The 14,332-nt window shown below is 31.5% G+C and carries 12 protein-coding genes; 11 read left to right on the top strand and 1 reads right to left on the bottom strand.

Features of this window, described 5'->3' with window-relative positions:
- The first annotated feature begins 218 nt into the window (after positions 1 to 218).
- From RCG18_RS14610 to RCG18_RS14655, 10 genes are all read left to right on the top strand, one after another.
- On the top strand, positions 219 to 488 hold the full coding sequence (locus RCG18_RS14610; RefSeq protein ID WP_308036782.1) for a 50S ribosomal protein L7/L12: 270 nt from the start codon (positions 219 to 221) through the stop codon (positions 486 to 488).
- 134 nt (positions 489 to 622) lie between these two features.
- A complete protein-coding gene (locus tag RCG18_RS14615) occupies positions 623 to 976 on the top strand; it encodes an acylphosphatase (RefSeq protein WP_308036783.1) in 354 nt (117 codons plus the stop codon).
- Positions 977 to 1,057: 81 nt separating this feature from the next.
- Positions 1,058 to 1,585, top strand: coding sequence for a GNAT family N-acetyltransferase (locus RCG18_RS14620; RefSeq protein ID WP_308036784.1), 528 nt, complete (start codon positions 1,058 to 1,060; stop codon positions 1,583 to 1,585).
- A 403-nt stretch (positions 1,586 to 1,988) separates the two neighbouring features.
- On the top strand, positions 1,989 to 3,686 hold the full coding sequence (locus tag RCG18_RS14625) for a cell wall-binding repeat-containing protein (protein ID WP_308036785.1): 1,698 nt from the start codon (positions 1,989 to 1,991) through the stop codon (positions 3,684 to 3,686).
- A gap of 357 nt (positions 3,687 to 4,043) precedes the next feature.
- Entirely contained in the window at positions 4,044 to 6,806 is a 2,763-nt protein-coding gene (locus RCG18_RS14630) for a cell wall-binding repeat-containing protein (RefSeq protein WP_308036786.1), read from the top strand.
- Positions 6,807 to 7,091: 285 nt separating this feature from the next.
- Positions 7,092 to 7,904 carry an alpha/beta hydrolase gene (locus tag RCG18_RS14635; RefSeq protein ID WP_308036787.1) on the top strand — a complete coding sequence of 271 codons (813 nt, stop codon included), beginning with the start codon at positions 7,092 to 7,094 and terminating at the stop codon, positions 7,902 to 7,904.
- Positions 7,905 to 8,117: 213 nt separating this feature from the next.
- The gene (locus tag RCG18_RS14640; protein WP_308036788.1) at positions 8,118 to 8,636 is read left to right on the top strand and encodes a GNAT family protein; all 519 of its coding nucleotides are present in this window, start codon (positions 8,118 to 8,120) and stop codon (positions 8,634 to 8,636) included.
- 162 nt (positions 8,637 to 8,798) lie between these two features.
- A complete protein-coding gene (locus RCG18_RS14645; RefSeq protein ID WP_308036789.1) occupies positions 8,799 to 9,116 on the top strand; it encodes a MazG nucleotide pyrophosphohydrolase domain-containing protein in 318 nt (105 codons plus the stop codon).
- A 24-nt stretch (positions 9,117 to 9,140) separates the two neighbouring features.
- On the top strand, positions 9,141 to 9,842 hold the full coding sequence (locus RCG18_RS14650; protein WP_308036790.1) for a DUF6198 family protein: 702 nt from the start codon (positions 9,141 to 9,143) through the stop codon (positions 9,840 to 9,842).
- 162 nt (positions 9,843 to 10,004) lie between these two features.
- Positions 10,005 to 10,280, top strand: a complete 276-nt coding sequence (locus tag RCG18_RS14655) for a YciI family protein (RefSeq protein ID WP_308036791.1) — start codon at positions 10,005 to 10,007, stop codon at positions 10,278 to 10,280.
- A 136-nt stretch (positions 10,281 to 10,416) separates the two neighbouring features.
- Here the strand turns inward: RCG18_RS14655 and RCG18_RS14660 are convergent, their stop codons facing one another.
- Positions 10,417 to 11,733: an amidase domain-containing protein gene (locus RCG18_RS14660; protein ID WP_308036792.1), complete on the bottom strand. Its 1,317-nt coding sequence runs from the start codon at positions 11,731 to 11,733 to the stop codon at positions 10,417 to 10,419.
- Positions 11,734 to 12,099: 366 nt separating this feature from the next.
- Here RCG18_RS14660 and RCG18_RS14665 point away from each other — a divergent pair, with 366 nt between their 5' ends.
- Positions 12,100 to 14,073, top strand: coding sequence for a cell wall-binding repeat-containing protein (locus tag RCG18_RS14665; protein ID WP_308036793.1), 1,974 nt, complete (start codon positions 12,100 to 12,102; stop codon positions 14,071 to 14,073).
- The last annotated feature ends 259 nt before the right edge of the window (positions 14,074 to 14,332 follow it).

Here is a 14,332-nt window from a genome sequence, read left to right on the forward strand (position 1 = left end):
AATTTGTAATAGATATACTTTCTAAATGTAATGCGACGTAACTATTGGATTTGAAAATACGAACTAAGCTCCTTGAAAATTGAATAATGCGTTGTTAAATGATGAAATCCTATCTTTTTACTATGAGGAATGTAATGAATTTAATTGAATTATATGGTATAATTACCAACAGTTAATTCATAATCATAGAATTATGCGAAATTGAAAGGAGTTAAATTATGAATTATATAACTATTTGTGGATTTGTAGGAGTATGGTTATTACTATGGATAGTAATTAGCATTAGTCAGATACGAGCTGATATAACACGAATAAATATAAATGTAAATAAAATTGCTGAACAAGTTGGAGTGCCTGATACAATAACTGACGAATTAAAAAGCCTTCTTTTAGAAGGTAAAAAAGTTGAAGCAATAAAAAAATATAGAATTGCTACTGGAGTCGGATTGATAGAAGCCAAAGAATATATTGATTCTTTACAAAAATGATCATTTGAAATTAAGTTAATATGATATAATTACCATAAGTTAAGTCAAAATAATAATAATTAGTAGAGATGAGGATGCAATATAAGGTGTTTTAAACAATAGGATGTCAATCTGCAAAAGGAGTACGCTGAAGAATGAACGTTTTCAAGAAATTAAGAGACTGTTATGTAATTAGCCATGCAAACCATATTAAGTTTCCTAAATTTAATTCAAGCAGTATAACCAGGAAGAGAGTTACTTTTTCTGGAAGAGTACAAAAAGTAGGATTTCGATTGGAGATATATTGTATTGCTGAAAGAATGAAATTAACAGGATGGGTGAAAAACTTAGAAGATGGAAGTGTAGAAGCGGAATTACAAGGAGAAGAATTGCAAATTTATTTTCTAGTCAATTGCATGCAAGCATTGAAACGGGCATCTGTAAAGAAAATGATTATGATTGATGTTCCTATTAGTGAGGGTGAGGAAAGCTTTAAGATAGTAAGATAAAGTTCATATAGTTTAAGCGATTTATTTCAAAAAGTCACGAGTTCCAAGCTGAAATTTTTAATGGATAGGGGAATTTAATGTATGAGTAATATGAAAGATTTATTTTTAATTGAGCCTAATAAAAAATATCAAAAGAGTTTTGAAAATTATGCTCTAACATATAGAAAAATAAATGATGAACATTATTTTAATAAATATAAAAAAGCATTGGAAAATTTCCAAGAGTATTTAAACGACGTGCACAATTATTCCAAGGGAAATGACTTACCTCAAGGAACGGTTATAACTTCAACATTCTGGTTAATTAATAAAAAAGAAGTTGTAGGAGTAGTGAGAATTAGACACCAGGAGGTAGAATGTGCTGGTCATATAGGCTATGATATATCACCAGATTGTAGAAATAGAGGTTATGGTTTTCAGATTTTAAAATTGGCATTGGAAAAGGCTATAAAGATAGGAATAGAAGAAGTAATATTAACTTGTAATATAGACAATATAGCCTCAAAGAAAATTATAGAAAAGAACAACAGTAAATTATTAGGAACTATTTTTGATGAAGAGGAAAATGAATATCTGTACAAATATAGTATCACATTAACAACTAACTAACTTTCTTTCACTGAAAATTCTTATGTTTTCTATAAAACTATTAAAATATATAAATATTATGATATAATTTATTTGAGATTCATACGGAAACATTAGAGAAAAGATTAGCTTCGTATACAGAGATAGATAGTATATAAACTTTATTTATATTAATTCATATCATTCTTAATCTAATGTTGCAACTAAAAAAACAAATAATTTTTCAGAACACTGTATTATTCAAAATGAATTTTACGGTGTTTTTATTTAATGAAGTTAGTAAAATATTTTTTAATCTGTGATGCAGATAATAGTATTATATATATTCACTCTTCTGTTAATACAATTTATCGTAAAACTTGAATAAATTTTACAAGAGGTGTAATATTGTAGTAAATGATAAATTTGCAAAGGAAGGATTAAAATGTCAAAAAAGTTTAAATTAGCACTATGCCTTGCTACGCTTATATTGATGATGCTTCTTTCCACAACTGTATTTGCATCTTCAACTACAAGATTATTTGGACAAGATAGGTATGAAACATCTTCTAAAATTGCATTAAATGGATGGGCTCATTCAGATTATGCTATTTTAGCTTCAGGAGAAGATTATCCAGACGCTTTAAGTGCTACTCCCTTAGCTGGGAAATATAAAGCACCAATATTATTAACACAAAAGAATACAATTCCTGCATCAACCTTAAGTACAATTCAACAGCTAGAAGTGAAAAATATAATTATAATAGGCGGCGTAGCTGTTATTTCTTCTAGTGTGGAAAATCAGTTAACTTCAAGTGGTATTAGGGTTACTAGATTGGCAGGAAAAGATAGATATGATACCAATATAAAGGTAGTAGAGCAGCTCGGCAGTGTAAGCCAAATAGTAGTGGTAACAGGAGAAGATTTTGCAGATGCACTCTCCATCGCTCCTATTGCTGTAAAAAATAATATGCCTATTATATTAGTACCAAATGATTCCATACCAGAAAAAGTTAAAAATTATATAAGTACTCAAAATATTAGCAGAACTTATGTAATAGGTAAAGGCAATTCAATTTTAGATGAAACTGGACTCCCATATGTAACTAAAATAAATGGAAGTAATAAATATCAAAGGAATCTAGCCTGTATTAGCTACTTTAAAAAGGGTTTAGATTTTGGCACAATCTATCTTGCTTCTGGTGAAAATTTTGCAGATGGCCTTTCTGGTTCTATTCTAGCAGGTACTAATGGCAATCCATTATTTTTGGTTGGAAGTGATGTTACAAATGAAAAGAATTTATTGCAGTTAGTTGCCCCAAATGCAAATATAAAAATATTTGGTGGAACTGGAGTTGTACCTAATAGCACTGTAGATAATTTTGATAGTACAGAAAACACAACCACTTCCGGTGCTATAAATACAACTACATCCAGCGCTATAGATACAACTACATCCGCCGCCATAGGGGTATCTACAGATCTACAAACTCCTACAAGACTTTCTGTCGTTGAAGTTACCAATAATTCAATTAGTATACAATGGACCCAAACAGCTGAAGAAGATTATTATATATATTATAGTACCGACAATGTAAATTTTAAAGCTGTTCGTGATGATAATGGGAACAAAATTAAATTTCCATGGAGGCCTTATTGTTCACTAAAGCTTATGAAAATTCCAGATAATACTACTGTGTATTTTAAGATTGCAGCGGTTAAGAATGGTATCCAATCCCAATTTAGTAATATAGTGAAAGCCTCAACTCAAAATTTAGTACAAAGAAAAGTTGATCGTTGGCAACAGGTGGGTTCAATTGAAATAACTTCTACTCAAATAAAGTGTAGTAACGATGGGAGAGTCGGATATTTAACTTATACAGTAACAGATATTAATGGATATGATATCACAAATTCCAATGTTCAGTTGGACGTCAGAAGTTCAATTGGAAGTGCCAGTTACAATAATGGAATAATTACCATCATATTTCCAGATGATGTTGAGTTTAAAACAATTCCTTCTGTAAAAGTAGAAATATACGGATTTAGAGATCTAGACCATGGAGTCACAGCCTACGGTGCTGCTACATTGTCTACTGCAGCACAGGATTATATCGTAAGTTTTTCTCCAATTAACCCATAAATGATTAAAGAGCCTTGAATGACTCATTTGGCTATATTTTAGGGAGTATAAAATGCAATAATTTCGATAAAAGATTACATTCATAATGTTCTTATTTACTAACTTAACTATAAAAATCAAATAATCTACTGGAACACCGCAATATTCATGTTCGAATTTTGGGGTGTTCTTTAGTTATTTTTTGAAAACTGATCAATGCAGTATTTAAAAGCAAAATGTTTAATATGTTATTGTATTATATTAGTATGTATATATCAAATATACATAATTGTATATCGATAGAAATTTAGAATAATAATAATAAAATTAACATAAGTTTAGATTTATGGTAAAATGTTCATGGAAAGAGGTGTTACTATGATTGAAAAAAAAGCAAAACTATCATTTATTCTAGCGATATTAATTTTATTTCTAGGATTCTCTCCGAATGCCTTTGCGGCACAGGGTGGCCCTATTCCCGAGTCCATTCAAATTAATGGTGATCGTTTAAAAATGACTGGTTCAAACACGGGAACATTTCATTATCAAATATCAGATATACAGGGTAAAGACATAACCAGTAAAATCCCAGCTTCTGATATAAGTGTAGATGCAATTGTGGATCGGAATCCTGCAGATGGAAGTGGCGAAAGGGCTAAAGTGAGCTTAGATCCATCAACAGGAACATGTACATTGACATATGATTTTTCTAACTCTAAACGCGTTGAAGTTACTTTTATGTATAGTAAATTGTACGTAAGTGGCGCTGCTTATAGAGCTGTAGGAAATAGTGGGACCTTCTATATTGGTGAGAAACAGGACCCATATATGAATGAAATTTATCAAATTAATTTTACTTCAGATTATTTGACAAAGACCGGAGCAAACACAGCCACTTTTCGCTACAAGTTATCTAATGGATTTCAAGAGATTACTAAAAATATTCCAGCTTCTCAGCTATCTGCATTTACATCTATAGATTCAAAAGTAGTTTTAGATCCATCAACAGGGACAGGCACTATAACATTTAATTCTCCTGATACCGATAAGCCAATTAAACTTACATTAACAGATAAAGCAAAAGGAACAACTAGAGTATTAAATACATTAGGCTTAACACAAAACCCAGTTAGAAAAGTAGCAGCATCGGAAATTTGCAGAATGAATTTTCTTTCAAGTGATCTAATAAAAACTGGTAAAGATACAGCTACATTCAATTATAAAATATTAGATCATTATTATAATAATATTACAAGCAAAATTTCAGTAACTGATATTGACGCAACTGCATTGGTAGGTTCATCAAAAGCCCAAATAAGCTTGAATCCATCAACAGGCACAGGTACAGTAACCTATAATTTTTCTAATATTGATGCCAAAGCTATGATTAGATTAATACACAAAACAGGTGTTGAAGCATCTGGAGTATTAAATATAGTAAATTCTGAATCTGAAAATAATAAGGATGACAATAGCAATAATTTAGAAGTAGCTAGAATTGTTTTGACTCCTGCTAATACTCCTGATGAAACTCCTACTGGAATGATGAGTGCAGAATTAGCTTACCAAATATTAAACAAGTATGGTAAAGATATTACATTAGATATTCCAGTTTCTCAAATAGCCTTAAGTTCATCTATAAACTCACAGCTGTCTTTCACACCGAAAGAAAGGATATGTGGGTTAATTTATAAAGTTAACGGCACTGATAGAACAATCATTGTTTCATTATCGGACAAGTTAACTGGAGTAAAAGCAGCTTTAAATATAGGAGATTCGCCGACGGCTAAAGATACTTCAACACCGTCAACGACAAGTTCTTCAATAACTAATACAAATACGCCAAATACAAATACTTCGACAGGAAGTGCTATAACTATCAAAAGGTTGTGTGGAGCTGACAGATATGCAACTTCTGCGGCAGTTGCATTAAGTGGATGGACTCAATCAGATTATGCAATTTTGGCTAGTGGAGAAAATTTCCCTGATGCTATAAGTGCTGCACCACTGGCTAAGAAATATAATGCACCAATACTTCTAACTGGGGCCGATTCTATACCTGAGGAAACTTTAAATGCAATTCAGCAGTTAAAAGTTAAGAATATTATTATTGTTGGAGGTACAGGAAGTGTTTCGTCAAAAGTTGAGCAAAAGTTGACTTCTTCTGGCTTAGTGGTAACAAGAATATTTGGGCAAGATCGTTATGAAACCTGTATAAAAATAGCTGAACAGTTAGACAATGTAACTGAAATTGCAGTTGTTACAGGTGAAAGCTTTCCTGATGCTTTATCAATATCACCTATAGCTGTAAAAAGAAATATGCCTATTATATTAGTTAGTCATAATGAAATTCCAAGTGTGGTAAAAGACTATATTAACAGTCACAAATTGACTACAACCTATGTTATTGGCTCAGGAACATCATTAAATAATGCAGTGCTCAAGGGACTGTCTAATATAGAATTAGTAACAGGAAATGACGAATATCAAGTAAATCTAAATATTATAGATAAATTCAAGAGCGACCTAAATCTAGGTACAATATATGTAGCTTCAGGTGAAGGTTTTGCAGATGCTTTAAGTGGTTCTATTTTAGCGGGCAAAAATTCTAATCCATTACTTTTAGTTGGAAATGATCCAAGCATTGAAAAAAATTATTTTGCTAATAATTCTATTAATATATCCAATATTAATGTATTAGGTGGTATAGGAGCAGTTCCAGATGAAGTTATTAATGCCTTTATTAAAACATCAACAACTACGACTCCTTCATCGATTTCAACTCCTTCATCTACGCCATCTACTCCAACAACAGATAAAGATGTAAGTCAAAGTCCAAGAGTCAATAAAATAAAGATAATGTCAAAAAATCTAGGTGTACCTAGTTCTCACTCAGATGAAAATGGATATGCAACATTTAAAGTATATGATCAAAATGGGAATGATGTTACACTTTCACCACTTGCTAAAAATATAAAGTTTTCATGTGACGTTGGTACAGTTTCAATAACGAATGATCTAATTACAGTAGTACCTAATAAGGGTGTTGACTTAGCGACATTAAAGTCAGTGTCAATAACAGGTACTGATCCAACCACAGGAGTTTCAACAAGTGCTACATTAACGGTTTGGTCATACTAACAAATTAGTTATTAGTATTGTGATAAAATTTCATACATCGTAGCTTTAATGATATTGACATTAAGAAAAACATTTTATTAAAATACCGTATTATTCAGATGAATTTTACGGTATTTTTACGTTCAAGCAGTATAACCAGAAAAAAAGTTACTTTTTCTGGAAGAGTACAAAAAGTAGGATTTCGCTTGGAAATACATTGTATTTAAGAGTCGGCTCAATTATTCACAAATTATTGCTCTAGTGAATAACCTATTAATATAGCTATTTAATTGTTGGAGGTTGTCAATGGGTTACTATATTAAAGTAGAACCTAATGTAAAAATTTATGTAGAGGATCTTAATCCTGAGGGCAATAAGACAATCTTGTTTCTACACGGTTGGCCTGGAAGCCATAAGCTATTTGAATATCAATTTGATCAGCTCCCGAAGATGGGATATAGGTGCGTCGGAATAGATACAAGAGGATTCGGTAATTCAGATAAGCCTTGGACTGGCTACGGCTACGATAGATTGTCAGATGATGTTAGGTGTGTGGTTGAAGCACTCAAATTACATGACTTTACACTTGCAGGACATTCAACTGGAGGAGCTATGGCTATTCGATACATGGCCCGCCATAAAGGTCATGGAGTATCTAAACTTGCTCTTATTGATGCAGCAGCTCCTAGTCTTATCAAGCGTCCCAATTTCCCATATGGTTTAGAAAAAGAAGATGTAATCAAAATTATTAACGGAACATATACTGATCGTCCTAAAATGCTGAGAGATTTCGCCGACACATTTTTCTTTCAGTATATAACTGAATCATTCTCAGATTGGTTCTTTCAATTGGGATTACAGGCAGCCGGCTGGGCAACTGCGGCCATTGCAAATACTTGGATAAATGAAGTACTGTTTTTTGATCTAGAAACAATAAATGTTCCAACTTTAATTATTCATGGTATTCATGATAAGGTTGTTCCATTTGAGCTCGGTGAAATACAAAACAAAATGATTAAACATTCAAAACTTGTACCATTTAAATACAGCGGTCATGCGTCCTTCTATGACCAGCGTGATAAATTTAACAAGGAACTGGTGAAATTTATTGAAGAGTAAAGTTTTTGCAATGTAGAGTGTCTTAATAAAAATATTAAAAACGAATAATTAATTTAAATACCGTATTATTCAGAAGAAGCGAATTTTACGGTGTTTTTATGCTGCAATTTACAAAATGCCAATCTCCTTTATTTTTACTGGTAAAAATTATATAATTAAATTGGTAGTCTAATACCAGATTAATAGATTTTTATGGCAAAAAGGGGGAGGAACATGAAGCATATTGAAGAAAAATCTGATCTTATAAATATAAGGAATACTAAAGAAGATGATTTGGATTTTGTAATCGCTTCGGAAGGAGAACCTGGCAATGCACAATATGTTGATCAATGGACGAAGGAACAGCATAGAAATGCATTAAGTCAGGATGATATTTTACATTTAATTGTTGAAGAGAAAACTACCAATAAACCTGTTGGATATTTAATTATAGCAGGACTTACAAACCCACATAGGAATATTGAATTTAAGAGAGTTGTGATATCGGACAAAGGTAAGGGTTTTGGAAGGGAAACTTTAAAATTAGTTAAAAAAATAGCTTTTGAGCAGTTGAATGCACATAGACTATGGCTTGATGTTAGATATAAAAATCATGGAGCACAAAACCTTTATAAATCTGAAGGGTTTATTGAAGAAGGTACCTTAAGAGAATGTATTTTATATAATGGAAACTATGAATCAATAATTATAATGTCAGTTCTAAAAAATGAGTATACTAGTAAGCTTAATTAATAATTTTATATATTGCAAGTCAGCCAAAGCCTGCATCTCTAATAGATACAGGCTCTCATTCTATGATAGAATTCCTTTATTTGTATTGGTAAAAATTATATGATTAAATTATTAATTAACGACAAACTGGTGATATACTGAATTTCAGGATGGGGGATGAAAATGGATTTATCAGACATTCAAGATATAGTAAATAAATTCACTAAAGATAGGAACATGAATTCAAATGTTAATGTTAGAATGATTGATTTAACATCAGAAGTAGGAGAACTATCAAAGGAGGTTTTAAAAGGAACTAACTATGGCAGTAAACAATTTGAGAAAACCACAGAATGGAACAGTGAAATTGGAGATGTGTTATTCTCTCTTATTTGTATAGCAAATGAAACTGACACTAATTTGGAAGATTGCCTAAACTTTGTTCTTGATAAATATGAAAAAAGGTTTGTCAGTAAAGGGGATTTAGGCTCTGAAAGATAACTTTACAATTTATTAGGAGGAATTTTGAATGGAGAGAATAGTGTTCGAAAAATGAGAAATATGAAAACAACCAAAGAGTATATAAAACGTTATTTATTATTAATTGTTGGTTTGTTCATCATAGCCATCGGAATTGCTTTGTCAACAAAAGCTAGATTAGGTACAACCCCTATTTTAAGTGTACCATTAGTGCTAAGTCTAGGTCTACCATGGTCCATGGGTAAAATCACTATTGCCATGCATGTGGTTTTTGTTGCTTTGCAAATCATAATTTTACGACGAGAGTATGAGCTTTTTCAATTATTGCAACTTGTTGTAGCATTTCTTTTTGGATATTTTACAGATTTTACATTGTATCTTCTATCTGGACTGCAAATTCATAGTTACCTTGTACAGTGGCTTCTTTGTATTGTTAGCATATTTGTAGTTGCATTAGGTGTATTTTTGGAAGTAAAAGCTAATGTTGTAATGCTGGCTGGTGAAGGCTTAGTGAAAGCTATTGCTCAAAAGACAAATGAGGATTTCGGAAAAATAAAAATGTACTTTGATAGTGCATTGGTTATTGTTAGTGTCATTGTATCCTTATATATGTTTCATAAATTAAATGGTGTCCGTGAAGGTACAATTGCATCATCACTATTAGTTGGAAATGCTGTAAGCTATTATAATAAAAAGTTGAACTTCGTAGGACAATGGTTGCAGGAGAAAAAAACAGAAAATGAATAACTAATACATGATTCGTGACATTCGTTGTATAATACACATTAATAATTCAAAGGAGTGATTAAAGTGAATATAATAGAAACAAAAAGATTGATACTTAAAGAGTATTCCTTTAATATTGCCAATGATGAAGTTTGTTTTTATCTTAGTTAGGAGGGAAAATAAATGACATATGTTTATTTAATGAACAATCAGAAGCCGATAAATTCTGATATAATTAAGAGCCATGTAGAATACTTAAAAGAGTTAAAGGCACAGGGCAAACTTGTGCTTTGCGGGCCATTTACAGATTATCCTGGAGGAATAGTTATAATCTCTGCAGAAAGTATTATAGAAGCAGCGAAAATTGCAGAATCCGACCCCTTTATTGCATCAGGTTGCAAAACTTTTGAAATTAGAACGCTTGAATTGGCAAATGAAGAGAATAATTATCTGCTTTGACAAGAATAGTACAATGTCCTATATATAGCAAATCAAAATAGTAAGAGAGGGCGACATAACTTAGGAAAATGCTCCTTAGCTTATGCCGACCCTTTCTAATGTTGTTTAAAACAGATAATATATTGAAAGGAATAGCTTAACCGTTTATGTGTATAAGAAAAAATCTTATTTTAGCGTCACCCCACCCTAAGTCCCAAGGTACATGATATCTATCTGTAGTATGAGAATTCACAAGTGGATATCCATGAGAATCAAAGCCTGTTATTACTGCAAAGTGGTCTATGTTTCCCCTGCCTTTTTCATAAGCAATCACGTCTCCAAGCTGCAATTTTCCAACTGCTCCATTAGGGAGTTTTTCTGAAGATTTAGTCAATTCCTTAAATGTACCAACACTAATTACACTTCCTCTTCCACTGTGTACTAAGAAATTCTTCAACCCATCAGCATTAGCCCAAGCGTTACTACTAGGTACCCAACCACCACCAATGCGCATACCTCCACCTTCTTTATCTCCTAATACTTGGGATACATAATTGGTACAATCTCCACCTATACCATTGTAATCATTATATTTCTTGTTATATTTAAAATTATTACTACTTCCCCAAGCAGCTCCACAGTATTTATCAGCATAAGCAACAGCCTTTTCTCTATCATAAATAGGTTTCCTATAAATTACTTCTTGATAACTTTTATTTATGTTATGAATAGGAGTTAACATTCTTGGAAGTTTAGCAACACTGTCAGAATAGCCACGTAAGGCATCTTCAAAGCAGTCAGTGTACCAGTCATTGAAAATAACCCACTTCTCATTTCTTTTAACTAGGCTTGTAGTATGTCTTATTCCAACTCCAAAAGAATTAACAGGAGGATTCTCCTCGTTATTATAAACATAATCAAACTTATAGGATTCTTCTAAAGCTAATTTTACTATATTACCTTTAGGATAAATTTTCTTTACTCTCACTGTGGATTCTATTTTATTAAAAGTTATATTTCTTTCCTTTGACCAATCCTTAAGATATTTTATACGTTTAACCTCATGCTCTAATGCCCATTTACCATATTTTTGTGAAGTATCAAAAAGTGTTTTTAAAGATGATACATCACCGGAGGCAAGAGCTGCTGATCTCTCATTATATATTCTTTCAACTTCAGATTTTAATTCATTCTCGTCGATTTTCTCAATTATGTTTTGTTTTTTGGGATCTGTTTTGTTTTGATTTACATTATTTGGTGGAGTATTGTTTTGGTCTGGCTTTTTCTCTTCTGTATTTTTCTGTTGTGGTACATTTTCATTCGGCTCAACTTGTTTCAGATCCTTAGCTGAAACTTTTGAAAAATTTCTTATCTCCCTTTTAGTAATACTTCTAAGTTTGCTAGAACAGCCAAAGATGAAGCTAACAACTATCAATAAAGTAAAAAAGATTACATAATTGCGCTTTTTGGTCATATCAACTCATCACACTCCTCATATATAAATTCCCTAGTTATACTTGGAATTATACAATGTATAATTAGGATAATTATTAGTATTGAGCGTTTATCAGATAAGAGTGTAGAACTAATTTACAATTATATAAATGAAAGCAATGCAAAATTGCAAATTCGGAACATTTTCATTGAAGGTTCTTTTTCTTCAGTTGGTCCTTTTGAAATAGAACTGGATTCATCAACAATTAAATAATTTTTGAATCATTATATTAATATAACTATATTAAATATATACAGTTATGTATAAATGGAATTTAAGGATAATAATTAAAATATTAACATAAATATATTGTTGTGGTAATATATAACTGAAAGAGGTGTTACCATGAAAGAAAAAAAATTTAAACTATCATTTATTTTTACGGTATTAGCTTTATTATTATTTTCTTCAATTACAGTTTTTGCAGCACAGAGTACTCCAAGTGTCAAGAGGTTGTCAGGAGCTGACAGATATGCAACTTCTGCAGCAGTTGCCTTAAATGGATGGACTCAATCAAACTATGCAATTCTGGCTAGCGGAGAAAATTTTCCGGATGCTATAAGTGCTGCGCCACTAGCTAAGAAATATGATGCACCAATACTTTTAAGTGAAGCTAATTCTATACCTACAGAAACATTAAATGCAATTCAGCAGTTAAAAGTAAAGAACATTATTATTGTTGGAGGTACAGGAAGTATTTCAGCAGCAGTTGAAAAACAGCTGGCTTCTTCAGGAATAGCAGTAACAAGAATATTTGGACAAGATCGTTACGAAACATGTATAAAGATAGCTGAACAACTGGACAATGTTACTGAAATTGCAGTTGTTACAGGTGAAAGCTTTCCTGATGCTTTATCAATATCACCTATAGCTGTAAAAAGAAATATGCCTATTATATTAGTTAGTCATAATGAAATTCCAAGCGTTGTAAAAGACTATATTAACAGTCACAAATTGACTACAACCTATGTTATTGGATCAGGAACATCATTAAATAATGCAGTGCTCAAGGGATTGTCTAATATAGAATTAGTAACAGGAAATGACAAATATCAAGTAAATCTAAATATTATAGATAAATTCAAGAGCGATCTAAATCTAGGTACAGTATATGTAGCTTCAGGTGAAGGTTTTGCAGATGCTCTAAGTGGTTCTATTTTAGCAGGCAAAAATTCTAATCCATTACTTTTGATTGGAAATGATCCAAGCATTGAAAAAAATTATTTTGCTAATAATTCTATTAATATATCAAATATTAATGTATTAGGTGGTATAGGAGTAGTTCCAGATGAAATTATTAATAAGTTTACAGGAGCATCAGCAACTACGACTTCTTCATCAATTTCAACTCCTCCATCAACTTCAAAAATGGATAAAATTGAGTTTGTTTCAACTAATTTAACAAAGACTGGAGCGAACACAGCGACATTCCAATACAGAGTTTTAGATAAAAATGGTGTTGATATTACTAAAACAGTTCCAGCTTCAGAGATAGGTGCAGTTGCCTCTCCAAGTTCATCAATAATCTTAGATCCGTTAACAGGAAAAGGTACCATAACATTCAACTCTCCTTCTGATAACGGTAACCAAGTTATTGTTACATTAATTGATAAAGTAACTGGTAAATTAGTAAGTTTAAATAATAAATATTCAGAACCACAACCAACTAATAATATTGGATCTACATCAGTAGCTAAAATTGAATTTATTTCAACTGTTTTAACAAAGACTGGGATGAATACGACTACTTTCCAATACAGATTGTTAGATAAAAATGGTGTTGATATTACTAAAGCGATTCCGGCTTCAGAGATAAATGCAGTTGCATCTGTAAGTTCATCAATAGTTTTAGATCCATTAACAGGAAAAGGTACCATAACATTCAACAATGCTTCTAGTACTGGTGACGTAGTTATTATTACATTGGTGGATAATATAAATGGCATAGTTGGCACTATTAAATATCCTTCACTTAATCCTGGAACACCAGGTGTAAGCGAAAGTCAAAGGATCAGTAGAATTATGATAACTTCAACCAAATTAGGTGTTGCTGGTCCTAAATTAGATGGAAGTCCAGGAAATGGATATGCGATATTTGAAGCATACGACCAAAATGAAAATGTTATTACAAACACACCGCTTGCTAAAAATATAAAATTTACATGTGATGCTGGTACAGTTATAGTATCACAAGATCTAATTACAGTAGTACCTAATAAGGGTGTTGACTTAGCGACATTAAAGTCAGTGGTAATAACAGCTGCTGATCCGAATACTGGAGTTTCAATAAGTGCAACATTAATTATTGATCCCAAATAGGTAAATTAATAAAAAGTAATATGATATATAATTAGCAAAAACTTTAATGATATTTAGCACTAAGAACAAACAATTTATTCAAATGCCGTATTATTCAGATGAATTTTACGGTATTTTTACGCTGTAATACAAAAATATAATGCATTTATCGCAAATTTATATATAGATATATTTTCTAAATATATTATGACGTAGGTATTGAAAATGAAAATATGAATAATGTTTTTTGAAAACTGAGTAATGCTATATTTAAAATCAA

Source organism: Clostridium sp. OS1-26 (genome assembly GCF_030915445.1).
GTDB lineage: Bacteria > Bacillota > Clostridia > Clostridiales > Clostridiaceae > Clostridium_AM.